Genomic DNA, 26,514 nt, shown 5'->3' with positions numbered 1-26,514 from the left:
GCAGGTCACCCATGAACCGCAAAAGACATTTGCAGTACTGGTGGCGGCACACAACGAAAGCGCGGTCATTGCACCGCTCATCGAAAACCTGAAGCAGCTGGATTACCCCCGCGACATGTACGATATCTTCGTGATCTGCGACAACTGTACCGACAATACGGCGGAGATCGTCAGAGCGCACGGCGCGTACGCGTGCGAGCGATTTGATTCGTCCAAACGCGGGAAGGGCTACGGCATCGAGTGGATGCTGGAGAACCTCTGGGCGATGCCCAAACAGTATGACGCTGTCGTGATGTTTGACGCAGACAACCTGGTAGAGAAAAACTTCCTGCGCGTGATGAACGATCGCCTCTGCAAAGGAGCGCGCGTCATCCAGGCCTACCTGGATTCCAAAAACCCGTTTGACTCGTGGATTACGCTTTCGTACGCAGTCACGTACTGGTTTACCAACCGGATGTGGCAGCTGGCCCGTCACAACCTGGGGCTGCCCAACACACTAGGCGGAACCGGTCTGTGTATCGAGAGCAATCTGCTCAAGGAGATGGGCTGGGGTGCCACCAGCTTGACGGAAGACCTGGAGTTTGCCACCCGCTGTATCGAACGAGGCATTTACCCGACGTGGGCGCACGACACGAAGGTGTGGGATGAAAAACCGATTGATCTGAAGGCTTCCATGCGGCAGCGGCTTCGCTGGATGCAGGGACATTATGACGTGGCAGGGCGTTACATCGGCACCGTCCTGAAAAACGGCCTGAAGCAGCGCCGTCTTGGCATGCTGGACGCGGCGTTTTACCTGTTTCAGCCGATGTATGTGCTGATTGTCACAATGATGTCGCTGTTGTTTTTGGGACGCTTTTTTGAGATTGAGGCGTTCATGCCGATTGTCAGCTTCCTGCCGGACTGGATGATCTACGGATCGACAGCAGTTTTCTACCTGCTGCCGCTATTGGCCCTGTACCTGGACAAGGTGCCGCTAAAAGGTTACTTCGGGCTGCTGCTGCTCCCATTCTTCTTCCTCACCTGGCTCCCGATTCTGTTCTACGCGTTCTTCACCAAGAACAACCAGGTGTGGAGTCACACGTCGCACACACGGGCCATTCGCATCGAAGAAATACAACAGTGACCATAGAGACGGAAAAAACCACAGGGCCATTCCCTGTGGTTTTTCCTGTCTTTCGGTTCGCACGTCCGTCGTGACTTCTGTTATAATAAATCGATGGATGAATCGCCAGGCGGTGTCTGTAAATCCGTTTGGCCGGCATCCCGACGGAAAGGAGCACAGCCATGAAACAAGCATCTGTACACGCGGATACCCCGCGCCTGTGGGGAAACAAGCGTTATCATACATGGAACTATCACTTGCGCCAGACGTTTCACGAGAAGGTGTTCAAGGTGCCGCTGGACGGCGGGTTTACCTGCCCGAACCGGGACGGCACGGTAGCCACCGGGGGATGCACGTTTTGCAGCGCCCGCGGCTCGGGTGATTTTGCCGGGGACCGGCGGATGGATCTGGAGCGCCAGTTCCACGACGTAAAAACCCGCATGCACACGAAGTGGCCGTCCGCCAAGTACATCGGGTTTTTCCAGGCGTACACCAACACGTACGCGCCCGTGGAGGAACTGCGCGAGATGTACGAGGTGGTTTTGAAACAGGAGGGCGTGGTCGGCCTGTCGATCGCCACGCGGCCCGACTGCTTGCCGGATGACGTGGTGGAGTATCTGGCCGAACTGAACGAACGGACGTATCTCTGGGTGGAGCTGGGGCTGCAAACCATCCACGAGCGTACCGCCAAACTGATCAATCGCGCCCACGATTACCAGTGCTACCTGGACGGCGTGGAAAAACTGCGCAAACACAACATCCGCGTATGTTCCCACATCATTTACGGATTGCCGGGTGAAACCCATGAAGACATGATGGAGACGGCCAAGGCCGTGGCCCATCTCGACGTGCAGGGCATCAAGATCCATCTGCTTCATCTGCTGCGCAAAACGCCGATGGTCAAGCAGTACGAGGCAGGGCTGCTGGAGTTTCTGACCCAGGAAGAGTACACCAAATTGGTGGTGGACACCCTGGAAATTCTGCCGCCAGAGATGATTGTCCACCGCGTGACGGGGGACGGGCCACCCGACTTGCTGATCGGTCCGATGTGGAGCCGCAAGAAATGGGAAGTGCTGAACGGCATCGACGCCGAACTGGAACGGCGCAACACTTGGCAAGGCAAGTATTACGAACCGAAGACGACCTGAGGCCATCCATGGCCGATTGAGAAAAAGGGAGCCTGTACACGGGCTCCCTTTTCATTGTTGACGGGTTCACGGCCGCTGCAGCACTTTTCGCGCCTTCCCCGGGTAGTTGGTGATAATGCCGTCTACCCCCATTTCGGCAGCCTGCCGGATGCGGGCAGATTTGTCAATGGTCCAACCGACCACTTGAAAGCCGCGTGCTTTCGCTTCTTCCACCAGGGAGGGGGTCAGCTGGTCTTCCGGCACGTGGAGCTGATTTGTTCCGTAGCGGGCGCCCACTTCCCAGGGATGCTGAAGCGGTCCGACGTACAGCAGGCCGGTAGCTTGCGCGGGCTCCAGCTCTTTGATGCGCAGCAGGCTGTCAAAGTTAAACGAGGAGACGACGGTTCGCTCCGTCAGCTGATAGCGCTTGATCAAGTCGATCACCCGTTCCTCCAGATGAGGCTGGGGGACGAGAAAGTTTTTCAATTCGATGATAAACCGCAGCGACGTAGGGGCGAACGCGTCCAGGACTTCCTTCAGCGACGGTATGCGCGTCTGGCTCGTGGACTGTCGGGCCCCCTTGTCGGCCCGCAGCCGCCTAAGCTGCCGCCAGGTGTGCTGCTGAACGGCGCCCGTGCCGTTGGTGGTGCGCTCCAGCAGATGATCGTGAATCACCACCACTTTTCCATCGAGGCTCAACTGCACATCCAGTTCCAGGCCGTCCGCACGCCGCTTGAGCGCGCCGTAAAAGGCTTCCATCGTATTTTCCGGATAGATGCCGGAAGCGCCGCGATGTGCGTATACGAGAGGGGTCACGTGGCTTCCTCCTTCCGCAGGTCATCCGCTTTGCCGCTTCTCCCCTTACATGTATATGTATAAAGCCCCTCACTACGACTGGTCAAGACCCCATTTTGTAGACACTTAAAAAACCCCCGGCCGTTAGGCCGCATGCTGACGCCTGTACTCGACTGGCGTCAGCTTATTTAATTTGATTTGCAAACGCTCTTCATTGTAAAAACGAATGTACTCCTCAATTCGTCTTTGCGCTTCATCCAGACTTCGAATATCATAAGGATAGAGAGCTTCTGCCTTTAAGTGCGAGAAGAAACTCTCCATAGGGGAATTGTCTAAACAATTGCCCCTTCGCGACATGCTGATTCGGGCGTCAACCTTTTGCAGCATGTCGTGGTATGCGTGGGACGTGTACTGGGAGCCTTGATCGCTGTGTACGATCAGTCCAGTCACGTCCTTATGCTTTTCAAATGCTTTCCGAAACGTCTCCAGGACAAGGGCATTGTCATTGTGTAAGCTCACATGGTGCGCCACGATTTCGTTGTGAAACAAGTCTTTAATCGCTGATAAGAAGATACGTTGATCTCCTACACGAAACTGGGTAACATCGGTGACCCACTTCTGGTTTGGTTTCTCGGCTGTGAAGTCACGCTTCAACAGATTTTCGGCAACACGACCATCAGATTCAGCCGCTCGATACGTGCTCCGATACGCTCGCTTGCCACGAATAATGGCTTTCAGCCCAAGAATTTGCATGAGTCGTAACACCTTCTTATGATTCACAACCTTGCCGTATTGACGAAAGAGTTCCGCTTGAATTCTTCGATACCCATATATTCCTTTTCGTTCATCATAGATGGTTTGAATCTGCTGTTTCAGTTCTCCGTCTCTATCCCACTCCTTCTGTGCAAGATACCGATAATACCCACTCCTCGATACACCAAGAAGTTTGGAGAGTTCGGTAATCGGGTACAACGCTGCGACATTCTCCATCACACGATACTTTTTTCTTACACCTCCCGCATCCAGATTTCCAAACACTTTTTTAGAATTTCGTTCTCCCGTTTCAATTTTTTCACATGTCGATCTTGATCGATGTACGCTGTACGTCGTCCACGCTGATCCAAAAGACCGAACTCCCCAAGTTGTTTGTATTTCCGCATCCACTTTTTTACTCGATCCTTATCCTGGATTTCTAAATGCTCAGTGATCTGTCTGTATGTCCACTTCTCCTCTACATGCAATCGTATTGCCTCCATTTTCAACGACAAAGGATAATGCTTGAACTTTTGACCTTTGATAGCCATAAAAAATTCACCCCTTAAAGTAACATCGGTTTTCCCAAGGGGTTTTTCCAATGTCTACTTTAAGGGGTGCACTCTACGACCAGGCAGGAGGGGCTTTTGACGCCCCTTACGCACAAGCGCACAGCACGATCACGAGCAGTACAAAGAGCACCAGCACCAGGGCAAAATCGTTGGTAAGGCGGAAACTCACAGCAGAACCTCCTTCCCGGCAGTAAACCTTCTTGTTATTCTATGGCCATAAGAAGCAATTGGCGCTCGCCGTAAAATGAAATGGGGCAAAAAGGAGGCAGCCGACATTTTGTACACTGTGGAGAATGACCTTGGGCGCCAACGTGTTACAATGAGAGAAAACTGGAGAAAGGGGAACGCGCATGAGCGATGTAGCCGCGATGCAGGCAGCAGGAGATTTAGTGGTGGATCAACGAAATCGGCGGGTGAAGCTGCATCTGTACGACAGCGGTCGTATCGGCGAGATGGACGCCATCATGAGGCGGCTGGCCGAAGAGACGGACGCGACCAAGCTGATCGTGTACGGCAAAAAAAAGGACGTGCCGCTGTGGCTTTCCCTCGGCTACAGGCAGGAAGGGACGATTGACGGATTTTTTCGAGGCGAAAACGCGCAGATGCTTTCCTGCTTTCTGACGGAAGAACGGGCAGTATCTGCCGCGCCTCAAGTCGCGGAGGACATCTTGCAGCTCAGCCTGGCAAAAGCGGGCCAAGGAGAGGTCAAGCCGCTTCCGCCAGGGTACATCCTGCGGGTGGCCACGCCGGCGGACGCGGATGAACTGGCCCGATTGTACAGGCTGGTGTTTGCCACCTATCCGACGCCGATGGACGACCCGGACTACGTGCGAAAGACCATGAGCGAGAGTACCTACTACGTCGTCGCCGAGTATGACGGCCGGATTGCCTGTGCCGCCTCTGCGGAGGTGACAGAACGTTTTGGCTCCGCCGAACTGACGGACTGTGCCACCCACCCGGACCACGTCGGAAAGGGGCTGCTGCAGCCGTTGTTTGCCGCTCTGGAAGAAAAAATGGAGGAGATGGGCATTTACTACCTGTACACGCTGACACGGGCCCAATCTCCCGGCATGAATGTGACGGCAGCCAAACACGGCTATAAGTACCGCGGACGGCTGATCAACAACTGCACCATTTTTTCCGGATACGAAGACATGAACATCTGGGTGAAGCCGTTGCGTCCCACTTTCGAGTAGGCCTACGCCTCGGCGGGGTACAACTGCTGCTGCAGGCGCCGGGCCATGAGGGCCAGCCGAAGCTGCCAGCGCTGATGAGCATCCTCCAGGTTGACCCCGGTTTTGTCTTCGATTTGGGTCAAGCGGTATTTCAGCGTGTGCCGGTGAATATATAACGCTTGGGATGTCTTCAGGCCGTTGCCGTTGTGATCCAGATAGGCGCTGAGCGTCTCCAAGAGCTGCTGATTGTGCCTGGCGTCGTAGCGGATCAGCGGGTCGAGCAGCGGCTGCCAGAGGGCCTCCAGCATCTCCCGGCTGCGATGGTACGGAAACAAAAACTGGTACCCGCGCATCTCCCCGAAGCGGAGCAAAGCGGGCGAGCGAGCCAGGAGCGGATACGCCTGCAGCGCGAACAGGGCCTCCTCGGCTGCTTCCGCCAGCGCGGTCAACTGGCCGCGCGGATTGCTGAGCGCCACCTGCAGGGGAGACGCGGGGTGCAGCCGTTCCCAGCGGGCAGCAAATTGCTCCAGCAGCGCAAGGCTGGTTTGGTCATGCGGCAGGATGAACAACAGACAGTGGGGGCGTTCGCGCAGCAGGTAGGAGCGGTGGTGCCGATCGCACAGTCGTCTCATCAGCGTAATGCACGCCTGATGCAGGTCGGACAAAGCGGCGCCATCGCCCGTGCCCACTTTGACCGCGGCCACCATGTGACTGCCGGTGAGCGGGTAGCCCAGCATGCGGCTGCGGTGATCCAGTTCGTCCGCACGGAGGGGACGACCGCTCAGCAATTCGTCCACGAAATCTCCTTTCAGACGCCATTCTGTGGCCGCCACCGCCCGTTCCTTGACGTATTCCAGCGCGCAGAGAGTGGCTGCGTGCTGCAGGGCAACATCGTCCAGCTCTTTCCACTGCCCTTCTGCTTTAGTCAGGGTGAGCGTGCCGAAATGTTCCCGGCTGGCGCGAATGGGCACCGCGTGCTCGCTGGTCTTTCCGCCTGCGATCGCCTCACCGCTTGTACCTCCGTGTTGGACCACTTCAAACCCGAGCGCATCCACCAGCTTGACTGCGCCGCCAGTCAACTGGGCCAGCTCCGCCGCAATGGCGGGCAGCCCGCCTTTGGACAACGCCGCCTCGATCATCCGGTTGTGAATCGCCTGCGAGTAGGCCAGCGTCTCAAACTGCCGGTTGATGATCGGCTGCAGGATCGCCTTGGTGATCGTGGAAAAGTTCATTTCCACCGGGATTTCGATCAACGGAAGCCCGAAGCGGTCCGCCATGTGGACGAGGTCGGCGGGAATCTCGCGCAGGTAAAAGCCCGTGTGCAGGGCGACACCGCTCAACTTTCGTTCAGCCAGCGAGGGAATCAGCGACGCCCGGCGCTGTTCGTCCTCGGACAATCCAAATCCGGTCGTAATCAGAAACTCGCCTTCCTGCAACCGGGTGACATCCTCCAGCACTTCCACGATCGTGACCCAGCGGATCGGGTTGTCCAGCCCGGCGGCCCCTCCGACCAGCCGCGTTTGAACCATGTCGGGCAATTGCAGCGCTTCGCGTATCGTAATGGTCATCTTCAATCCTCCCTGTTTCCAACACCCGATCTCTTATACAAAATGTACAAAAGATTTTGTCTAGTTTCCACGCTTTTTTGCCAGCTCGTCGAATGGAGCGGACGCTCTCTTCCGTTAGGATGAAAAGAGAGAAAAGGTGAGGTGGCTATCATGCAGAGAAGCTATGTGATCAAGCCCGAATTGGGCAAATCGTATCCGTTCGTGTCCCACGGCAAGGGGATCTACCTGTACGACAAGGAAGGGAATCGGTACATCGACGGCTGCTCCGGCGCGGTGACAGCCAGCATTGGTCACGGCGTGGAGGAAATCGCCGAGGCGATGTACGCGCAGGCCCGCAGCGTCTCGTTTGCCTACCGCTCCCACTTCAGCAGTGATGCAGTGGAGGAATTGGGGGCCAAACTTGCGGAGTGGGCCCCGGGGTCGCTCAACTGGAGCTTTTTTGTCAGCAGCGGCTCAGAGGCGACGGAGACGGCGCAGAAGATCGCCATTCAGTACTGGCAGGAAAAGGGATATGCGACCAAAAACCGGATCATTTCCCGTTGGATGAGCTATCACGGCATTACGATGGGGGCGCTCTCCATGTCCGGCCACGTGCTGCGGCGCAAGCGTTTTGTCCCGCTGTTGGCTGACGGCCCGAAAATTTCACCGCCCTATCCGTATCGCCGGCCGGAGGGGATGTCGCTGGAAGCGTACGCGCTGGCCTGCGCCAACGAACTGGAGACGGCGATTTTGCGCATCGGTCCGGAGCATGTGGCCGCATTTATCGCCGAACCGGTGATCGGCGCTTCGGGCGGTGCGGTTGTGCCGCCGGACGGATATTTCCAGCGCATCCGCGAGATTTGCGACAAGTACCAGGTGCTGTTCATCGCCGACGAAGTCATGACCGGTGTGGGCCGCACGGGCAAGCCGTTCGGGATTGATCACTGGGGCGTGCAGCCCGACCTGATGGCCTTGGGCAAGGGTATGAGCGCCGGTTACACGCCGATGGCGGCGGCGATGGCCACAGACGACATCATCGAGACGATTGCGCGCGGCTCGGGATTGATCATGGCCGGTCACACGTACAGCGCCAATCCGCAGTCGGCGGCAGTTTCGCTCGCGGTGCTGCGCTACGTGGAAAAACATCAGCTGGTGGAAAAGGCGGCTGAGCGAGGGGCCTACCTGTTGAGCCGCTTGCGCGAACTGGCCGACGAACTGCCGCTGATCGGCGAAGCGCGCGGACTGGGGATGCTGTGCGGCCTGGAGTTTGTCAAGGACAAAAAGACAAGGGAACCGTTCCCGCTGGCCCAGGGCGTAACCGCCCGCATTATTAAGCGGGCGTTTGAAAAAGGGCTGCTCATCTACCCGGCGACGGGCGGATTGGATGGCGTGGCCGGGGACGCAGTCATTATCGCGCCACCGCTGACGATCACGACCGAAGAAATCGACGAATTGATCGCCCTGCTGAAAGAATCGATCGCAAGCGTAGAGCAGGAACTGCGACAGGAAGCGCTGCTGGTCTGACGGGCAGGGGGAGGAGAAACATGGCCAACCGGTTTGACAAAGTGATTTCACTGGAAGATGCCTTGACGTATTTTCACGACGGGATGACCCTGCTTGCCGGCGGTTTCGGCGGAGTGGGCAACCCGCCCACGCTGATCCAGGGCATCCTCGACAAGGGCGTGCGGGACATCACGCTGATCAGCAACGACACCGCCTTTCCGCACATCGGCGTCGGCAAGCTGGTCACCGAGCGGAGGGTGAAAAAGGTAATCGCCTCCCACATCGGTTCCAACCCCAACGCCGGGGCCCAGATGACAGCCGGGGAGCTTGAGGTGGAGTTTTGCCCCCAAGGCATCCTCGCCGAGCGCATCCGTGCGGGCGGAGTGGGGCTGGGCGGCATCCTGTCCGACATCGGGATCGGCACCATCGCTGAAAAAGGCAAGGAAAAAGTGATCGTCGACGGCAAGGAATACCTGCTGGAGACGCCGCTGACAGCGGAGGTGGCCATCGTCTACGCCAAAAAGGCGGACCGCTTCGGCAATCTGGTGTACGACACGAGCGCCCGCAACTTCAACCCGCTGGTGGCGATGGCGGGCGACATCACCATCGTGGAGGCGGAGGAGATCGTGGAGATCGGCGAACTGGACCCTGAAGAGATTGTCACACCAGGAGTGTTCGTCCACGGCATCGTGCAGAGTGAGGGGGTGAACTGGCAATGGGCTTGGGAGAAGTAAACCGGACGGAAACCTATCGGGAACGGATTGCCCGCCGGGCGGCGCAGGAGATCGAGGACGGCATGATCATCAATCTGGGCATCGGCATTCCGACGCTGGTGGCCGACTTCATTCCGCCGGAGAAACGGGTGATGTTTCACGCGGAAAACGGCATCCTCGGTACCGGCCCCAGTCCGGCCAAGGGGGAGGAAAACCCGATGCTCTGCAACGCCGGAGGGTTTCCCGTCACGCTGGTGAAAGGTGCGTCGTTCTTTGACAGCGCCACCGCCTTTGCCATCATCAGACGGGGGCTGTTGGACATGACCATTCTCGGCGTGCTTGAGGTAAGCCAGCGGGGCGACATCGCCAACTGGATCGTGCCGGGCAAGCGCGTTCCGGGCATGGGTGGGGCGATGGAGCTGGCGCAGAAGGCCAAACGGGTGATGGTGCTGACCACCCATCTGGACAAGAACGGCCGTTCCAAAATCGTGCGGGAATGCTCCCTGCCCCTGACGGCCAAGGCAGCCGCCAACCTGATCATCACTGACATGGCGGTGATGGAAGTTCGGGAAGACGGGCTGTATCTGCGCGAAGTGATGGAACCATACAGCGTCGCGGACGTGATCGGCGCGACGGAGGCGGAGCTGAAGCTGGACGGCGACGTCGGCGTATTTCGCTGAGGCGGCGGGCGATACAAAACGGACGATACGGACAAAGCTGCCCGCCGGCTCTCGCATGGAAAACGAAAACGGACGCGAGGCAGATACCATTTGCCACGCAGGCAAAAGGAGGGTAACGATGGCAAACTGGCAGACGCTGATCCGCGAACAAATCGCCAAGGAAAAGGAGGCGGCCACGAAACTCCTGCAGGCATGGGTGCGGGAGGCAAGCGTGCAGGGCAATGAGCGCTCCATCCAGGAGAGCATCGCCAAGACGCTGCACGCGATGGGGCTGGAAGTCGATCTGTGGGTGATGGAAGGAGACGAATTGTTAAAACACCCGTATTTCGTCTCGCCGCGGACTGTGTTCGCGGACAGCCCCAACGTGGTGGGCGTGTGGAAAGGAACGGGCGGAGGCCGCTCGATCATTCTCAACGGGCACGTGGACGTGGTGCCGGCCGGCGACCCTGCCCAGTGGTCGCACGACCCGTTCAGCGGCGAAGTGGTGGACGGTAAGCTGTACGGCCGCGGCGCAACCGACATGAAAGGGGGAAACCTGGCCTCGCTCTTGGCGATCCAGGTGCTGCAGGCGCTGGGGGTGCGGCTCAAGGGGGATGTCATCTTTCAAAGCGTAGTGGAAGAGGAGAGCGGCGGCGCAGGCACGCTGGCAACCATCCTGCGCGGCTACAAGGCGGACGCCGCCCTTATCCCTGAGCCGACCAACATGAAGATTTTCCCCAAGCAGCAGGGCTCGATGTGGTTCCGCCTGACGGTAAAGGGACGCTCTGCCCACGGCGGCACCCGCTACGAAGGGGTGAGCGCGATCGAGAAAAGCATGCGCGTAGTCGATGCGATTGCCCGCCTGGAAAAAGAGCGAAACGACCGGATAAACGATCCGCTGTACGCCAAGCTGCCTATTCCCATCCCGATCAATATTGGCGTGATCGAAGGCGGCAAATGGCCGTCCTCCGTGGCCGATCTGGTCAAGCTGGAGGGACGGATGGGGGTGGCGCCGGGCGAGCGGATGGAAGACGCCCGGGCGGACATGGAGGCCGCTCTGCGCCGCTTGGCCGACGAGGACCCCTGGTTTGCTGAACATCCGGTGGAACTGGAGTGGTTCGGGGCGCGCTGGGTGCCGGGGGCGGTGGCGGAGGATCACCCGCTGATGGACATCCTGCAGCGGCAGTTTGTAGCCGTGACGGGCCGGCGCGCCGTAGTGGAAGCCTCGCCGTGGGGCACGGATGGGGGCCTTTTGACGACACTGGCCGACACGCCTGCCATCGTGGTGGGTCCGGGCGTCACCCAGGTGGCTCACTACCCCGATGAGTACATCGAACTGGACGCCGTTTTCCAATGCGCCGAAATCTTTGCCCTGACACTGCTGGAGTGGTGCGGAACGGATGACGCGGCGAACTAGCTGGTCTGAGGCAGGCAGCGATGCAGCGATAAAGGAGCGGCTCACATGAGTCCGCTTCCCGCCTGATGGAGCGTGCTGGTTGGGCGCACCTCTGGGCTGTACTGAAGTAATGTGCAACCTGTCACTGCATGGCCGCCGACCCGTTGGAGGAAGGCTGAAACGCGGTGGAGAAAGAGTTGGAGCAGTTGCACACCTCATCGCGAATGGAGGGAGGAAGAGGACGATGAAAAAAGCGTGCTATATCGGCGGACAGTGGGTGGAGACGGGTGCCTATGCTCCGCTGTACGCCCCGTACAGCGGCGAGGTAATCGCGGAAATCGCCCAGGCCGACAGAAATACGGTGGAACGGGCGATTAGCGCCGCGCAGGAAGCGGCACCGGTCATGCGCAGCATGCCGGCGTACCAACGGGCAGCCATTTTGGAGAAAATCTCCGGATTGCTGAACGAACGGCTGGAAGAAGCGGCGAAAATCATCGCGCAGGAAGCGGGCAAGCCGATCAAAACGGCGCGGGGCGAAGTGATCCGCACCATCCAGACCTACAAGTTCGCTGCGGAAGAAGCCAAACGGATTTACGGCGAGACGCTGCCGCTGGACGCCGCCATTGGCGGGGAAGGGCGGCTGGCGTACACGGTGCGCGAACCATTGGGCGTCATCGGCGCCATCACGCCGTTCAACTTCCCGATGAACCTGGTTGCGCACAAGGTGGGGCCGGCCATCGCGGCAGGCAATACGGTAGTGCTGAAGCCGGCGTCGCAAACGCCGCTCTCCGCCTTTTTCCTGGCGGAGCTGGCCGAACAGGCGGGGCTGCCGGCTGGCGCGCTCAACATCGTCACCGGCAGCGGCGGCACCGTCGGCGACCTGCTGGTGACCGATCCGCGCGTCAAGGCGATCACGTTTACGGGCAGTCCGGCTGTCGGCATCAACATCCGCAACCGCGCCGGATTGAAGCGGGTGACGCTGGAACTGGGCTCCAACTCCGCCGTGATCGTGGACCGCGACGCCAATCTGGACGACGTGATTCCGCGCTGCATTTTTGGCGCGTTTGCCTACTCCGGTCAGGTGTGCATTTCCGTCCAACGGATTTATGTCGCTGCGGAGCTGTACGACACGTTCGTGGAACGTTTCGTTGCGGAGACGCGCAGGCTGCGGGGAGGCGATCCGCTGTCCGAAGAGGCCGACTACTCGGCAATGATCAGCCCGAAAGAAACGGAACGGGTGCTGGAGTGGATCGAGGAGGCCAGGCAGCGGGGCGCCCGCGTCGAATGCGGCGGCGAAACGGACGGCCGCGTACTGCAGCCCACCGTCTTGACCGGTGTCCCGGCTGACGCCAAAATCTCCTGCCAGGAGGTGTTTGGACCAATCGTCCTGATCAACCCTGTCGAGTCGGTCGCCGAGGCGATTGCGCTGGTGAACGACTCCCGGTATGGCCTGCAGGCGGGCCTGTACACCAACAATCTTTCGCTTGCACTGCAGGCGGCTGACGCGCTGCATGTGGGCGGCGTGATGATCAACGACATCCCCACTTTCCGCGTCGACCACATGCCCTACGGCGGCGTCAAAGAGAGCGGCATGGGCCGCGAAGGCGTCAAGTACGCGATTGAAGAGATGACGGAGCTAAAGCTGGTTGTCGTGAAACGCTAGGGATAAACAGGAGAAAGTAAGGATCAGGTCATACGGTATGGCGCTGCATCTTCGTCGAAGCGATGCATCAGCGCTGCAGAACGACCCGGCTGCCCGCTGCTGGCCGCCGGGTCCATTTTTTTTGGAAAAATTGCAGGAAAGTGTTGCAAAATGAGAGGCAATTATGATATAGTTTAACTTGTCCGTATCGCGGAGGGATACCGAAGTGGTCATAACGGGGCGGTCTTGAAAACCGTTAGGGCGCAAGCCCACGGGGGTTCGAATCCCTCTCCCTCCGCCATATATCGAAAATCGAAAAACGTGATATGAGATCGACCTTGCGTATGTGTACACGATTCACATCGGAGGTCGATTTTTTTATGATTCCGCATGCAAAGACTGCCAAAAGGCTGCGGCCGCGGACAATGGCCGATTTCTTATGTCACTTTTATGAAAATCTCTTTGGTATTGTTTTCTCCGGCTTTCCAATTTTTCAACGTATCAAACGCATAATCTGTTGTATCCGGTATAACGGCTTTAAGTGTAGTTTCGCTTTCCCAGCTCATCGAAAGAATTGGAGTCGTAAAGTCAGCGCTTGTCAACATAGTTACAACATCATTCCTGTTTTCAAGCTCAGCTAACGTAAACGAATCCAACTCAATAATCATCAAGCTTTGCCTGATTACTTCCGTACCTTCGTTTCTCCCTAATAAGACTGCGAGATATTTCTTATCCGGGGAGAATGCGTGTGCCGTCAAAATGCTTCCTGAGAATAAGGGAATTGTTTTGATGGCATTGTTTTTTATCTGCACGAGAGTATGATTACAGAGCTTTATCCCACAGCCATATTTGATATCGCCGTAAATTGTTCCGGATGCAGATGTGAATGAAGTTGTCTGGATGCGGTTGCGTTCGCTTGCTCTTTCATGCGGCTCTGCTTGATCCAGGTATTTCTTTACAGAATCAACGTTTGAAATGGGGATTGTAATTGTTTTGGAATCGAGCGTAAGGGTTAGCGTTTCAGATTCGGATATTTGCGTCTGGTAACTGGACGGATCAGGCGATTGGCTTGCTGCAGGCTGTCCGCAGCCAGACACAACGAATGTTGTCAAGGACAACCCAAAATAAATGAACAACATTTTTTTCATAAATATCTCCTCTGGAAATTACAACATATCGTCTCAACGGACAGTGAGAAAGCCATCTGGATATCCTTCAAATGTTTGAACCTAAAATGAGTATATTAATCTGTATGATCTTACATATTTTATCATTTTTTGTATACCAATCGTAGTTCTGCTGTCATGAATGTGCTACAATTGGATAAAAACGGAAAAAGAAAATTTTCCTCATAACTGTCAGGATCGCGGTGAAGCGAAAAAGAGGAGTTCAAACAGGCCTATGAGGTTATAACGAAAGGGTGTTTTACTGTGATACCAACCTTGTACACGATCGCCATCCTTGCATTAATGGCAGGGTGCATCGATCCCGGAATGGATGCGACCGCTGCCGTAACGCCGGCGGAGTCTGCACAGCAACCGACATCCTCGGTGAAGCTGACAGAGGCGCAGAAAGCGGAAATTGCAAAACAATACGGATTAGAGAAGCCAAAGGACCCTGTCTTTAACACAAGTATTTTCAGTTTCGAATGGGGGTTCAGTTTCGCGCAATCCCAGCCGGAGCCAGCATCTGTACCTGAGGCCGTACCGGAAGCGGAAAGATCGCCAGAGCGGGACATGCTCTTCAATATGAGGGACATCACGAACCAATCTGAAACAGCGGTAGAAGGACTGCTCGGTACGCCCGTCAGGACGGAAACCGGAGAGTGGACGCTGCACCGGCCGGAGGAGAAGGTGACGTTTACCAGCCATGTCTACTCGGCCAAGATCGGTGAGGTGAAGGTCATTTTTATCAAGGGCAAGGCAGTGCGGATTGAGGTTAAGCCGAAGGAAGTGTTTACGTTTCCGGACGACGCGATCAAGGCGATGAGAGCGGTGGGACTGACAGTGCGGGATGGATTGGAGCCGGAAAGCGGAGGGACCCATCATCTGGATTTTGCTGGTATTGACGGCGTTTATGCTGTACGCGTGAAGGAAGACCTCAAAGGCAGCCCGGGGACGGTCGGGTATGTGCTGATTGTTACGGAAGAGAGATATACATGATGAGATTACCGCCCCTCTTCATCGTGAAGGAGTGATTTTGTACCCGTTAAGACAATTCCGCGGCCGCCAACAATTGCTGTTTACAGGTCGCACCACAAGCAGTTTTACGTTTAACCATTTCCTCATAGTTGAAGTCATTATTACGTATTTTATATTGATTCAGCTTGCGTTTAGCTCTATCATAAATTTCTATTGTGCCATTATCATACAGAAATATCAGGTACAATACTGTCGTGTCGTTTATTAAGGAAATTTTACAAGACTTATCAAATGGTAAATCTTCATCAAATTTGCTTACTTCCACCTTTGAAAAAGAAGCCATAAACTTTTTTATTTCACGTTGATCTCTGATGAACTCTGTTGTTGAGTCAGAATCCACTAATACTGCAGCAATATCTCCTTCATGGATGCTTACAATTTCACTAAATGAATACCGTTTATTTTTTTCAATGAAAAAATAGAAAATCCCAGCGACAATCAGCGCCATAACAATTAATCCAATAGGGAAAAATAGCTTTCTTTTCAATTGCAATACGCCTCCTTCGCAAAACCCCCGCCAGAGGCATGGCGGGGATTTAATTCATACTGTAAACGAAGTCGACCAGACTGCGATGATTTTTTGGAAGCGGGTACTTTTCAAATAGATTGCTTACCTGTTTGGTAACCAGGTCATAATAAAACAGACCGTATGTGTTATTGAGATCCCTCCCTAAAATAAATATTCCTTCAGCATTATCCCTCGGATAAAAGGATTTCACTTCCTTAATACCCGGAACATCAAAATCTTCGACTTTTTGAGTGTCGAGATACAACATTCGTAACGTTCTGGGTTTGGATGCACCCATAAATGGATCCCAAGTCATTAAGATACGGTTTGCGTCAAGCTGCCTGGTCAGTCTGATTTCAAATTGATCCGTATGGTAGATCGGCTGATAATTTCCAAAATCTAAATCCATCAAATACAGGGTTTTAGGGCGAATAAATGTAACCTCCCTAACTTTCGGCGTTCTCAGATTATCAAAGTCTTCCCCTGGATTGCTGTCACTAAAATACACCTTATTGTCGTGAAGATCGGCAAAAGCCACCGGATAATCGGGGTCGATCGGAAACCTCGCGATTTCGGACATGGTTTGATCCCGAATGGAATACAGGTACAACACCAACGAAATCCCGTCATCATCATTTTGCCCGTTATTGTAAGCGGTGGCCGTAATATGTAAATATTCCGCCGGTTCCTTTTTGCTGGTATCTGGTTCCTTACTTGTGTCAACTTCGCGTGTATAAAAATGATGGACAGCCAGGAGGGCGAAAAGAACAGCAGCGATGACGCCGCCAAATGTGATCATTTTCTTTTTCATGGTCCCGAAATGCTCCTTAGCGGAATGGTTTCCCTTATCAGGGTAAGCAACTGGAATAGATTGTCAACACCAATTTTGGATATTTTATATTTTTTTACAATTGAGTCCAGTACGTCGAAAGGTGTTACACAATAACATCCGTTTGTCTGCAAACGGAAGGACGCACGTGCCAATTAGCTGGTAATATATTACAATTATAGTGTTGGCCATTTTCGCCGATATAAGAAAGGAAGCATAAAAAGGAGCGTGTTTTGAGAGTGAATGCCGAACCCTTTACACCCACGATTTATTTCGCCGCTTCATGGCGTGATGCGGCATCCATCCGCCGCGAATTGAACAAGCGGTCCATCCCGCGCATGATTACTTCACTGCCGACCGGGGAAGTCGCCTTTCTGTTCCCAGACCTGCCGGTACACCAGTACATACAGGTCCGGCAAATTTTTGGCATGCACGGAGTCCCGCTGTCCATTGTGGAGCCGACCCCGATCGTGCAGGAATAAGCCGCGTGAAGCGTCGGACGAACCAAACCGGGGACGGTTTTCTTGGAAAATGGGCCAAAGTTTTCATCGCTATCCATCCATTTGCTATCGATTCGTATGTACTCATTGATATATCCTGTAGACGAAGCACCCGTGTTTCTTGGGGGCCTGCGGCGGCTTACTACTGCAGATCGAGTCGCCGTTCTTTTTTTGCAAACGTTGAGCGGGCAGGACTTATGACCCGCATCGGCTTTATGCCAGTGAGCGCTCATTTTCCATATATTGATTGGAATAATATGCTGGTTGTAGATATACAGTTATCTATACTATGATATAGAAGACAACCTCATAACCTTGAGTTCTTCTCCCTGATCGACATGGTCAGGGACCTTTTTTATTTATTGGGTTTGCCCGGGAAATGTTGTTTAAATTTACATACTATACAGAATTATTTGGATATAATATAGAAAACGGACAAGGAGGAGGCGGTATCATGAACGACATGCAACGTGCGAGGCGTAACACGCTGGGGGATTTGCTGCGCCGCAGCCGGAAACGTTTTCCGCGTAAACTGGCGCTGCGTTTCCAAGAAGAGACACTCACCTACGAACAATTGGACAAGGTGGTGAATCAGGCGGCAAATGCGCTGCTGGCAGCTGGATTGCGCAAAGGGGAGCGGGCAGCAGTCCTGTCGCGCAACTCCATGGATTTTGCCATCCTCAACTTCGCCTTGGCCAAGGCGGGGGTGGTGATGGTGCCGATCAACTACATGTTGAATAGCGAAGACGTGTCGTATATTCTCGGCCATGCCGAAGTGAGCACCTGCTTTGCCGCTCCGGAATTTCGGACAGTGATGGACGAGGCGATCCGGTTGTCCGGCTGTTCGCCGAAGGTGTGTAGTCTCATCTCCAAACCGGCTGATCCGACCGGGCCATGGCTGTCGTTTCGCGAATGGATACGGGATTGCGCGACGACGGAGCCGGAAGTGGATTTGGCGGATGACGACGTTGTCCACATCCTCTACACCAGCGGCACGGAAGCAAAGCCAAAAGGGGTCATGCTCACCCATGCAAACGTGGTTGCCGAATACGTCAGCACGATCATTGACGGCGGAATGACGGCAGACGACATTGCCGTGCACGCGATGCCGCTGTTTCACTGTGCACAGCTGCACTGCTTTCTCGGCCCGTACGTGTACCTGGGGGCGAGCGGGATCATTCTGGAACAAGCCGTGCCGGACGTGATCCTGGAGACGGTGGAAAGGTTCCGGGCCACGCAGTTGTTCTGCCCGCCGACCGTCTGGATTGCGCTGCTGCGTTCCCCCTCGTTTGCCGAACGGGATCTTTCCTCCTTGAAAACATGCTATTACGGCGCGGCAATCATGCCGGTGGAAATTCTCAAGGAGCTGAACGCGCGGCTGCCCAACGCACGGTTTTACAACTTTTACGGACAGACGGAAGTGGCTCCCTTGGCAACCGTGCTAAAGCCGGAGGACCAACTGCTCAAGGCAGGTTCGGCCGGGAGACCGGCGCTCAACGTGGAGACGAAAATCATTGACGACCACGGACGCGAAGTGCCTCCGGGAACGGTGGGGGAAATCGTGCATCGGACCAGCCATGCGATGCTCGGCTACTTCCGCGACGAGGAAAAAACGCGGGAAGCATTTCGTGATGGATGGTTTCACAGCGGCGATCTCGGCATCATGGACGAAGAGGGATACATCACCATTGTGGACCGCAAAAAAGACATGATCAAAACCGGCGGGGAAAACGTCGCCAGCCGGGAAGTAGAGGAATTGATCTACCGCCATCCAAAAGTGTCAGAGGCAGCGGTGATCGGTGTTCCGCACCCCTATTGGATCGAAGCGGTCACGGCAGTGGTGGTGCCGAAAGCGGGCGAGACGCTGACCGCGGAGGAAATTTTGACGTTTTGCCGGGAACGGATGTCCTCGTTCAAGGCGCCCAAATACGCGGTTATTACCGACAGCCTGCCGCGCAATCCGAGCGGGAAAATTTTGAAACGGGAGCTGCGTCTCCGTTACAAGTCGCTGGCGGCAGATGACCATAATCAGGTTGTTTCGTAAGCGCACTAGCTGGGACAGCTGCACTTGCGCACCCCAACCCCCGGGCATGCCGATCCGGGGGTTAAAGGCGTGCGTGTTTTCCCGATCCCGACGGCTTGCCGTCGCCGCCGGGAGAGCAATTAAGCATGTAGGGCACTGTCTTTAACCTTTCAACCCTTCCAGCCACTCGGCGTAACAGGTGTCGCAGACGAGTTCTTCGCGTTCCTGCTTGCCCTGGAAGTACGTGATCAGGTGAATGCTGTCTGTTTCATGCTCGCAGTGGCAGCATTTGTAGTTTCCCATGATCTTCCTCCCGTTATTCCGTGTTGCTGCGGACGCCGGCAGGAGTTGTCCGGCTCCCCGCTTATTGTGCCCCCAAACAAAAAAACAACTCCCTCGAAAGGGAGCTGGTGATGGTTGGCTGCCGTTACTTCACGTTGGCGACTGTCGGTTTGTCGGGGCGAATAACGTCAAATCGGTAGCCCTGCTGCTTCAAATATTGAATGACTGCCGGCAGCGATTGGGCCGTTGCCGCTTTTGTCGAGGCGTCATGCATCAGCACGACGATTTCCCGCTGGTGCTTTACCTGGCTTTTCACATTGGCCAGCGCGCTCTCCGGCGTGTAGTGATTGCTGCTGGCATCGCCGTTGGAGATGTTCCAGTCGATGAAGACATAGCCGCGTTTGGCCGCTTCCGCCTTGATGTCCTGCATGACCGTGTGGCTGTTGTTGTACACGTTTGGATTTTGGTACTTTTTGCTCACTGTGTTGGTGCTGCCGCCCGGGTAGCGGAACACGGTCGGCTTGACGCCCGTGGCCTTCTCGATCAGCTGGTTGCCTTTTTCCAGATCGGCAAAGAAAGACGCGATGTCCTTGTAGATCAGACGGTAATCGTGCGAATAGGTGTGACCGCCGACCACGTGTCCTTCGGCGATGGCCCGTTTCAGCACAGCTTCACGGCCGGGAACATTTTTGCCAACTACGAAAAAGGTGGCTTTCACCTGATGCTGTTTCAGGATGTCCAGGATCTGGCTCGTAACCGGCGAGGGGCCATCGTCAAAGGTGAGATAGGCCACTTTGTCCTGCGGAGGTTTGCTCTCGGTCGGCTGTGTGCCCGGCACTGCTGTCGAAGGAGCGGGCGGGTTGGTCGTTGGCGTCTGTGTCCCAGTTTGTTCAGCACCGGCTGGAGCCGGTGTGACGGCTGCCGGTTTTTCTGTGGGCGGCACAGGTTTTTTCGACGGAGCCTGCGGCTGACTTACCGGAGCCTGCGGCTGATTTACCGGAGCCTGCGGCTGATTCGCCGGAGCTTGCTGCCCTTGCGCCGGCTTGCTGACCGGGGGCTGCTGCGGCTGCGCGTCCGAAGCGGGCTTGCTGCGGATCGGTTCGGCCGGTTCGTACGGTTGATCGCCGTAGATGAGAAACGCTTTTCGCTGTTCGCGGAATGCCGCCAGTTTGTCAGCGTACGTGCTTTCGATCGCCTGCGGAGACAATCCCTGCGCCAGGTGCTGACTCACGCTGCTCGTCAGGCCGCTTTTCGGCACCAGATCATGATTCAACTGGCTGGCGTATGCAAGCGTGTAGATGCCTGTCTTCGCCGGATTGAACCGGTACGGGTCGATGATGTGCAGGCGCACCCCGCCGCGCGTTTCCTTGTCTTGCGGCAGGAACATCACCCCGGGAAGCAGGGCGCCGTTCAGCAGATCCGCATACGCATCGGAGTCAATGCCTTCTCCGCCGATCCAGGTAAAGTTGTCGGCTGGCGTGATTCCCGTTCCTTCGCCTTGGCCGGTTGCCATGTAGCCGAAAACGGCGGCCAGGTCGGGAGTCTCGGGGGAACTGGGAATCCAGGGCAGTCCGGTATCCTGGTACAGCATTTGACGGGTGTACCCCTGCATGGGAATGACGGTCAGATCGGCGTTGATGCTGCGGTTGAAAAACCGAGCCAATTCACCGATGGTCATGCCGTGCGCCAGTGGCAGGGGAGCGCCTTCGATGAACGAACGGTGCGGTGCCTCCAGCAGTGGACCGTCCACGATGGTGCCGCCGACCGGGTTTGGCCGGTCCAGCACGATGAGCGGTTTGCCAAATTGTTTGGCAGCAGTCATGCAGGCCGTAAGTGTAGAGATGTAGGGAGAGGTCGCGGAACCGATGTCCTGCAGGTCGACGACCAGCACGTCAATGTTGGACAGCATCTCCTTTGTGGGGATGGGGGTGGAGCCGTACAGGCTGTACACCGGAATACTGTAGACAGGGTGAAAGTACGTGCTGGTTTGTTGCCCCGCAGGCGTTTTTCCATCCAGTCCTTGTTCGGGGGCGTACAGCGCGGTCAGCGTGACGGTACGGTCGCGCCGCAGCATGTCGATCGTGCTGATTCCCTGGCTGTTGACACCGGTTTGATTGGTGACCAGGCCCACCTTTTTGCCTTGAATGACGTGGTGGAATTGATTAAAGAGCACGTCGCTTCCCAATTGAATGACAGCAGTGTTGGCGGAACTGCCGCCTGGAGGAATAATGGTGAGAATGAGTGCGAGGATGAGTAAAGGGAGCAGTTTTTTCATGATTTTCGGCCTCTTTCTTGATGAACTGACATTGTTGTACGTCTATTGTATCGGTATCTGCTAACGCAATGGTTGCAATCCAGTAACAATCCCGAATTTGAGGACAATTACGAAGAAAAAACGTGGAAATGCCTGCGGTTCTCTAGCCTGCTGAGTCACCTGCCGTCCGTACAGATGCATTCATTTATTTTTGACGCCGCATTTATCGAAACGTTGCGGTCTTTTCCTGCAAAATTTTGCAAATGGACAGGCAGCCGTGTCGAAACGAGTCTAAGCGGAGCGGCAGGCGGCTGAAAGGCTTGGCTGCGTGTGCCCGGTTGTCCAGCAGCGGTGTGATAAAAAGGGAAGATAAGGAACGCTCCATCAGAGTAAGAACACCTCTCAGACCACACACTAGGGGTAAGGAGGTGTTTTTTGCGTGAAGCGAGTGGGAGTGCTGTGCGCGGCCCTATGGTTGGCCGTGGGAATCGCCGGCTGTACGCCAAACAAACAGCAGGGGACGGAAGACTACACGGGCCAGCAGGCGCGTTTTGACCCGTACGGCATCAACCTGAAAAGTGACAACCTCGGACGGGACAAGGGGCCGGCAGCGATGATCTACCAAAAGAACATCCACCGCCGCGAGCCTCATCTGCTCGCCCTGCTGGAACGCCACGCAGAGCGAATTCCCGGCGTGCAGGACATCAAGGTGCTGGCGTTCAAGGACAATCTGCTGATTGGCGTGCTGACGGCCGATACGCCCAAGCCGGACCAGGTCAACCCGAATCCGACGATCCCCCATGAGCCTGGCTCGCCGAATCGGATCGATAACGGCCACACTGACCACATCCAGATGAAAGTGGTAAAAGCGATGCGCAGCAGGCTGCAGGCGGAGACCCGTTTCAACATTATGTACGTCTCCACCAACAAGGCCATCTACCAGCGAATAGCCGACCTGCACGAGCGGATTTTGCGCGGAGAAACGGTAAGGGATGAGGAGTTCCAGACACTGTTGAACGACATCGGTTATACGTCAATAGGGTTTGAACTCGTCCATTGACGATTCGGACCTCAGGGTAATCTGCTGACTGTGCACGGGGCGGTGCATGAACAGAGCGGTACCACGACGCAAATGCCGGGCGGTTGCCTGATCGTTGGGAGCAGTGCTCGCAGGCCGGGACGACGGAAAACAGCGAAAACAGGGAAGGACCGCCTGCCGGGCGGTCTGCTTTTTTGCAAGAGACTTGACGAAAAAGGAAAAAAGTCGTACACTCATTTTTGTACTGACCAGTCAGTTTAAAAACGCAAAGGAGGATGAGGAGGGATGGCCCGATCCAAAAAAGATCAGATTGCACAGGGAGCACTGAAGGCTTTTGCCCAGTACGGGTACAGCGACACCACGATGGACGCGATTGCCGAGGTGGCACAGGTGGCCAAAGGCACGCTGTACTACCACTTTTCCACCAAGGAGGAACTGTTTCTGTACGTGATTGAAAGAGGGGTGAAGATGCTGATCGATTCCGTGGACAGCGTGATGAATCGCGGCGATGTGCCGTTGGATCAGCGCATGATTGGCGTATTGGATGAGCATCTTCGCTTCTTTTCCGAACACCGGGAACTGTGTCTCCTCCTGCTGAGCTTTTTTACCGGCCACGAGCAGCGGGATCAGATGATCGGCAAACTGCTGGCCGGGTATTTCAGCACGATGGAAAGGTACTGGGCCGAACTGAAGCAGGCCGGACATGTCGCCGAGGAGGCGGACGTGTGGTCGCTGGTATCCGCCCTGTTCGGCATGGCCGGGATTACCGTGCTGCGCAGGCACTTTCGCAAGGAACGGGCGACGGCCGCGGATGAGCAGACGCTTCGGCTGCTTTTGTCCGGCGTGCTGCGCGTGCCTCAGCGCTGACGACATCACAGGTAACAGACATATCACAAGGAGAGGAGAACAACCATGAACAAACGAGCATGGATTGGGATGGCCGGTTTCTTGACTGGCATTGTCTTGCTGGGAACGTATTTGTTGGGACCGGGAGCGGTCAACGTGGCGGGACAGCGTGGAGCGCAGTTGACCGGTGTAGTCGAGGGGACCGAGGTGGATTTGTCGTTTAAGATGGGCGGCTCGATTGCTGAGATCGCCGTACAGGAAGGAGACGAGGTAAAAGCGGGGCAGTTGGTGGCCACGCTGAACAGCGATGAACTGCTGGCAAAACGGGAACAGGCGGAGGCCGCCTATCGTCTGGCGCTTGTCCGTCTGGAACAGGCGAAAAAAGGCGTGACCATCACTGACAGCACCATAAGCGCGCAGGTGGAACAGGCGAAAGCGGCAGTGGACGCGGCCAAAGCGCAGTACGAGGCCAGCAAGAACGGGGCGCGCTCCGAGGAAGTGGCCCAGTTAAAGGCGAAGCAGCAGGCGGCTCAGACAGCCAAGGAGATCGCAGCCACGCAGCTGGAGCGAATGAAAAAGCTGTTTGAAGAAGGAGCCGTTCCGCAGGCAAAAGTGGAAGAGGCGCAGATGCAGTACGAACAAGCGGAGGCCGAACTGAAAGCTGTAAACGAACAGCTCAAGATGGCCGAGACCGGAGCGCGCCAGGAGCAGCTGGAAGCGGCCAAGGCACAGTGGGAGCAGGCAAAAGCCGCATACGATCAAGCGGTGGCATCGCGCGGACAGGTGGGGGTAAAACAGCTCGACGTCAGATCGGCGGAAGCAGGCGTGCAGCAGGCCAAAGGGGCGCTCGACGAGATTAACGCGTACCTGAACAACACCAAGCTGACCGCGCCGGTGGATGGCATCGTCAAGTCAGTTGCCGTGCAAAAAGGGGAACTGGTGGCGCAGGGCTATACGGTTGTGACGCTGCAGGCAAAAACAGATAACTTTGTGAAGTTTTACGTGAACGAGTACGCTCTGTCCACGGTTAAGGCGGGCGACAAGGCGACCCTTTACGTGCCGGCGCTGAAACGCGACGTGGAGGCGACGATCGTCAGTGTGGCGCCTGCAGCTGATTTTGCCGTGAAGAAAGCAACCCAGGAGCTGGGCGACAGGGACATCCGTTCCTTCCAGGTGAAAATGACGGTGACCGATCCTGAATTGCGGCCGGGCTTGACGGTCGAATGGAACATCGAAGGGGCTGGTGGCGGTGAGTAATTTCTCCCGCCTGCTCCTTCAGGAGTGGCGCAACATCTATACAAACAAGACGATCCGTCTGGTGCTGTTCGTCGTACCACTTTTGTACATGACGCTGTTCGGGTTTTTGTACAGCCAAAAAAAGGTGATGGAGATTCCCACCGTGCTGGTTGATGCAGACCAGACAGAGCTGAGCCGCGAGCTGTACCGCGCCTTTGAGGTGGACCAGACGTTCCGCATCACCCACTTCGTCGGCACGGAAGCAGAGGCGATGGACCTGATTGACCGGGGACAGGCGAACATGGCCGTGATCATTCCCGCTGATCTGGAGAAAAACGTTAAAGCGGGACGTGAGGCAGAGGTGCTGACTGTCATCGACGGCAGCAACATGCTGATTTCCAACACTGCGGTCCGGGCCGCCAACACCGTGATCAAGTCGGTCTCGGCCGGCGTCACGCTGAAGAAGCTGGAGGCCCAGGGCGGCTGGGGAGAAGAAGGAAAAAACCTGTTCACGGGGATCGACTACCGCTATCGCGTGTTGTACAATCCGACGTTCAGTTACCTGACGTTCATGGTCTTCGGTCTGGGCGGAACGGTGCTGCAGCAGGTGCTGTTTTTGGGCGTAGCCCTCTCCGTTGCCCAGCAAAAAGAAGCCGGGACATGGGCGTCGTCCCTGAGGGAAAATGGCTTCTGGACGATTGCCCTGAGCAAGATAGTGCCCTATATGCTGGTGGCCACCTTTAATCTGATGCTGGTATTTGCTTTATTGTTAAAGGGATTTGAGATCCCGTATTACGGCAGCATCGCCCATCTGTTGATCGTGGGCACCGTCTTTAACCTCGCTGTGGTGGTGATCGGATTTGCCATCTCGTTCTGGTCCAAAGACCAGCTGCAGGCCACTCAGATCGCCATGCTGATTGCAGTGCCGTCGTTCATGCTGTCGGGGTACACCTGGCCGCTGATGTCCATGCCGGCGGCCGTTGCGGCCATTGGCAAGTCGCTGCCGCTCACGTATTTTCTCAACGGCGTCCGGGAAATTTTAAACAAGGGACACGACCTGTCCTACCTGACACATGATCTGGCAGTCCTGGCGTTTATGACGCTGATCGGCCTGTTTGCGGCGTACATCGCCTACCAGTTCCAGACGCGGAAAGTGACGCTTCCCGAAGCGGAGTCGACTCGTGCGTAGCAGGATATGCTGAAAAGAAATTCTTGTGCTGTAAATAAGATATCCTTTATACTATTCAGAAAAAGGCAGATTTTCTACGCGAGGGGGGCACTATGTCAGCGACTCATCTGAAGCAATTGTGCGAGGACACGTACACGAAGTTGAAGAAGGTAAGCATGGAGCTGGAGCGCTTTCTCAACCAAGTCACACTGGCGGGCCTTGTGGCGCAATCCGGCGATCCGGAAGAGTACGAGGCTTACTACCGCGACTATCTCTCCGATTTGCGGCACCTTTTGGTTTACTGCGAAAATGCGTACGAGCGGCTGGGCGTGGCGCTTCGGAGAGCCAAGTTCAACGAGGAGTTTGCCGAAGAAGTGTTGTATCAGGTGTATCACTCCTGTGTGAACAACTTCTACTACCCCAAAGGGGAAGTGTACGACGAAGACGGGCGTTATTCGTACACCGGCCATGACGCCATTATCTTCCGCAAAGAGGTAACCCCTGAGCTCAAACAGCTGACCATATCCCTGTCCAAGGTGTTTGAGCAGCTGCGTGACGATCTGCAGTACTACGAAACGGACTATATTACAAAGAAACGGATGCAAAAAGCGTAAATCAAACACAGCCCTCCCGAGGCAGACAGG

The 26,514-nt window shown here is 55.8% G+C and carries 26 protein-coding genes and 1 tRNA gene (1 of these 27 cut by a window edge); 17 read left to right on the top strand and 10 right to left on the bottom strand.

Going from position 1 to position 26,514, the window contains the following annotated elements:
• Both Q7F15_RS12735 and mnmL read left to right on the top strand, forming a co-directional pair.
• Positions 1 to 1,123, top strand: partial view of a glycosyltransferase family 2 protein gene (locus Q7F15_RS12735; protein WP_212133683.1) — the 3' portion only. It extends 116 nt beyond the left edge of the window; the window shows 1,123 of its 1,239 coding nt (coding positions 117-1,239); the start codon falls outside the window, past its left edge; its stop codon occupies positions 1,121 to 1,123.
• A gap of 161 nt (positions 1,124 to 1,284) precedes the next feature.
• Positions 1,285 to 2,250 (top strand): tRNA modification radical SAM protein MnmL/YtqA, encoded by a 966-nt coding sequence (gene mnmL, locus Q7F15_RS12730; RefSeq protein ID WP_171567579.1) that lies wholly within the window; start codon positions 1,285 to 1,287, stop codon positions 2,248 to 2,250.
• Positions 2,251 to 2,316: 66 nt separating this feature from the next.
• On the opposite strand, the gene Q7F15_RS12725 is transcribed toward mnmL, so the two are convergent.
• The 4 genes from Q7F15_RS12725 to Q7F15_RS12710 all read right to left on the bottom strand — a co-directional run bounded on the left by Q7F15_RS12725 (position 2,317) and on the right by Q7F15_RS12710 (position 4,518).
• Complete coding sequence (locus tag Q7F15_RS12725; RefSeq protein WP_171567578.1) at positions 2,317 to 3,045, bottom strand: glycerophosphodiester phosphodiesterase; 729 nt, start codon at positions 3,043 to 3,045, stop codon at positions 2,317 to 2,319.
• Positions 3,046 to 3,168: 123 nt separating this feature from the next.
• Positions 3,169 to 4,014: an IS3 family transposase gene (locus Q7F15_RS12720; protein WP_230076700.1), complete on the bottom strand. Its 846-nt coding sequence runs from the start codon at positions 4,012 to 4,014 to the stop codon at positions 3,169 to 3,171.
• Positions 4,015 to 4,031: 17 nt separating this feature from the next.
• Positions 4,032 to 4,328: a helix-turn-helix domain-containing protein gene (locus tag Q7F15_RS12715; protein ID WP_230076701.1), complete on the bottom strand. Its 297-nt coding sequence runs from the start codon at positions 4,326 to 4,328 to the stop codon at positions 4,032 to 4,034.
• Positions 4,329 to 4,434: 106 nt separating this feature from the next.
• The gene (locus tag Q7F15_RS12710; protein WP_171567581.1) at positions 4,435 to 4,518 is read right to left on the bottom strand and encodes a YjcZ family sporulation protein; all 84 of its coding nucleotides are present in this window, start codon (positions 4,516 to 4,518) and stop codon (positions 4,435 to 4,437) included.
• A gap of 181 nt (positions 4,519 to 4,699) precedes the next feature.
• Here Q7F15_RS12710 and ablB point away from each other — a divergent pair, with 181 nt between their 5' ends.
• Positions 4,700 to 5,545, top strand: a complete 846-nt coding sequence (gene ablB / locus Q7F15_RS12705; RefSeq protein ID WP_212133682.1) for a putative beta-lysine N-acetyltransferase — start codon at positions 4,700 to 4,702, stop codon at positions 5,543 to 5,545.
• A gap of 2 nt (positions 5,546 to 5,547) precedes the next feature.
• Here ablB and Q7F15_RS12700 read toward each other — a convergent pair whose 3' ends face one another.
• Positions 5,548 to 7,092, bottom strand: coding sequence for a PucR family transcriptional regulator (locus Q7F15_RS12700; RefSeq protein WP_212133680.1), 1,545 nt, complete (start codon positions 7,090 to 7,092; stop codon positions 5,548 to 5,550).
• Between the two features lie 150 nt (positions 7,093 to 7,242).
• On the opposite strand from Q7F15_RS12700, the gene Q7F15_RS12695 reads away from it, so the two are divergent.
• The 6 genes from Q7F15_RS12695 to Q7F15_RS12670 all read left to right on the top strand — a co-directional run bounded on the left by Q7F15_RS12695 (position 7,243) and on the right by Q7F15_RS12670 (position 13,285).
• Positions 7,243 to 8,595 carry an aspartate aminotransferase family protein gene (locus Q7F15_RS12695; RefSeq protein WP_212133678.1) on the top strand — a complete coding sequence of 451 codons (1,353 nt, stop codon included), beginning with the start codon at positions 7,243 to 7,245 and terminating at the stop codon, positions 8,593 to 8,595.
• Positions 8,596 to 8,615: 20 nt separating this feature from the next.
• Positions 8,616 to 9,308: a CoA transferase subunit A gene (locus tag Q7F15_RS12690; RefSeq protein WP_171567574.1), complete on the top strand. Its 693-nt coding sequence runs from the start codon at positions 8,616 to 8,618 to the stop codon at positions 9,306 to 9,308.
• Positions 9,290 to 9,967 (top strand): 3-oxoacid CoA-transferase subunit B, encoded by a 678-nt coding sequence (locus tag Q7F15_RS12685; protein WP_171567573.1) that lies wholly within the window; start codon positions 9,290 to 9,292, stop codon positions 9,965 to 9,967. The genes Q7F15_RS12690 and Q7F15_RS12685 overlap by 19 nt, the downstream gene beginning before the upstream one ends.
• A gap of 118 nt (positions 9,968 to 10,085) precedes the next feature.
• Positions 10,086 to 11,363: a peptidase gene (locus Q7F15_RS12680; protein ID WP_212133676.1), complete on the top strand. Its 1,278-nt coding sequence runs from the start codon at positions 10,086 to 10,088 to the stop codon at positions 11,361 to 11,363.
• 223 nt (positions 11,364 to 11,586) lie between these two features.
• Positions 11,587 to 13,005: an aldehyde dehydrogenase family protein gene (locus tag Q7F15_RS12675; protein WP_212133674.1), complete on the top strand. Its 1,419-nt coding sequence runs from the start codon at positions 11,587 to 11,589 to the stop codon at positions 13,003 to 13,005.
• Positions 13,006 to 13,196: 191 nt separating this feature from the next.
• A tRNA-Ser gene (locus Q7F15_RS12670) sits at positions 13,197 to 13,285 on the top strand.
• A gap of 136 nt (positions 13,286 to 13,421) precedes the next feature.
• Here Q7F15_RS12670 and Q7F15_RS12665 read toward each other — a convergent pair.
• On the bottom strand, positions 13,422 to 14,132 hold the full coding sequence (locus tag Q7F15_RS12665) for a hypothetical protein (protein WP_212133672.1): 711 nt from the start codon (positions 14,130 to 14,132) through the stop codon (positions 13,422 to 13,424).
• 282 nt (positions 14,133 to 14,414) lie between these two features.
• Between Q7F15_RS12665 and Q7F15_RS12660 the strand changes: the two genes are divergently transcribed.
• A complete protein-coding gene (locus tag Q7F15_RS12660) occupies positions 14,415 to 15,146 on the top strand; it encodes a hypothetical protein (protein WP_171566455.1) in 732 nt (243 codons plus the stop codon).
• Positions 15,147 to 15,192: 46 nt separating this feature from the next.
• On the opposite strand, the gene Q7F15_RS12655 is transcribed toward Q7F15_RS12660, so the two are convergent.
• Positions 15,193 to 15,672 (bottom strand): hypothetical protein, encoded by a 480-nt coding sequence (locus Q7F15_RS12655; RefSeq protein ID WP_171566456.1) that lies wholly within the window; start codon positions 15,670 to 15,672, stop codon positions 15,193 to 15,195.
• A 49-nt stretch (positions 15,673 to 15,721) separates the two neighbouring features.
• A complete protein-coding gene (locus tag Q7F15_RS12650; RefSeq protein ID WP_212132767.1) occupies positions 15,722 to 16,504 on the bottom strand; it encodes a hypothetical protein in 783 nt (260 codons plus the stop codon).
• A 257-nt stretch (positions 16,505 to 16,761) separates the two neighbouring features.
• Between Q7F15_RS12650 and Q7F15_RS12645 the strand changes: the two genes are divergently transcribed.
• Together Q7F15_RS12645 and Q7F15_RS12640 are read left to right on the top strand one after the other, a co-directional pair.
• A complete protein-coding gene (locus Q7F15_RS12645) occupies positions 16,762 to 17,004 on the top strand; it encodes a hypothetical protein (RefSeq protein ID WP_171566458.1) in 243 nt (80 codons plus the stop codon).
• 472 nt (positions 17,005 to 17,476) lie between these two features.
• Positions 17,477 to 19,066, top strand: a complete 1,590-nt coding sequence (locus Q7F15_RS12640) for an acyl-CoA synthetase (protein ID WP_304414447.1) — start codon at positions 17,477 to 17,479, stop codon at positions 19,064 to 19,066.
• A gap of 141 nt (positions 19,067 to 19,207) precedes the next feature.
• Here the strand turns inward: Q7F15_RS12640 and Q7F15_RS12635 are convergent, their stop codons facing one another.
• On the bottom strand, positions 19,208 to 19,348 hold the full coding sequence (locus tag Q7F15_RS12635; protein WP_171566460.1) for a hypothetical protein: 141 nt from the start codon (positions 19,346 to 19,348) through the stop codon (positions 19,208 to 19,210).
• 124 nt (positions 19,349 to 19,472) lie between these two features.
• Positions 19,473 to 21,602 (bottom strand): exo-beta-N-acetylmuramidase NamZ domain-containing protein, encoded by a 2,130-nt coding sequence (locus Q7F15_RS12630; RefSeq protein ID WP_212132768.1) that lies wholly within the window; start codon positions 21,600 to 21,602, stop codon positions 19,473 to 19,475.
• A gap of 418 nt (positions 21,603 to 22,020) precedes the next feature.
• Here Q7F15_RS12630 and Q7F15_RS12625 point away from each other — a divergent pair, with 418 nt between their 5' ends.
• The 5 genes from Q7F15_RS12625 to Q7F15_RS12605 all read left to right on the top strand — a co-directional run bounded on the left by Q7F15_RS12625 (position 22,021) and on the right by Q7F15_RS12605 (position 26,484).
• A complete protein-coding gene (locus Q7F15_RS12625) occupies positions 22,021 to 22,641 on the top strand; it encodes a YhcN/YlaJ family sporulation lipoprotein (RefSeq protein WP_212132769.1) in 621 nt (206 codons plus the stop codon).
• A 264-nt stretch (positions 22,642 to 22,905) separates the two neighbouring features.
• Entirely contained in the window at positions 22,906 to 23,487 is a 582-nt protein-coding gene (locus Q7F15_RS12620) for a TetR/AcrR family transcriptional regulator (protein ID WP_171566463.1), read from the top strand.
• A 45-nt stretch (positions 23,488 to 23,532) separates the two neighbouring features.
• Complete coding sequence (locus Q7F15_RS12615) at positions 23,533 to 24,723, top strand: HlyD family secretion protein (RefSeq protein WP_171566464.1); 1,191 nt, start codon at positions 23,533 to 23,535, stop codon at positions 24,721 to 24,723.
• Positions 24,716 to 25,891: an ABC transporter permease gene (locus tag Q7F15_RS12610; RefSeq protein ID WP_171566465.1), complete on the top strand. Its 1,176-nt coding sequence runs from the start codon at positions 24,716 to 24,718 to the stop codon at positions 25,889 to 25,891. Before Q7F15_RS12615 ends, Q7F15_RS12610 begins: the two co-directional genes overlap by 8 nt.
• 92 nt (positions 25,892 to 25,983) lie before the next feature.
• On the top strand, positions 25,984 to 26,484 hold the full coding sequence (locus tag Q7F15_RS12605) for a DUF3907 family protein (RefSeq protein WP_035298197.1): 501 nt from the start codon (positions 25,984 to 25,986) through the stop codon (positions 26,482 to 26,484).
• Positions 26,485 to 26,514 lie beyond the last annotated feature (30 nt).

Source organism: Brevibacillus aydinogluensis, assembly GCF_961514395.1.
GTDB classification, from domain to species: Bacteria; Bacillota; Bacilli; order Brevibacillales; family Brevibacillaceae; genus Brevibacillus; species Brevibacillus aydinogluensis.
This window is presented reverse-complemented; position numbering and strand designations above follow the sequence as displayed.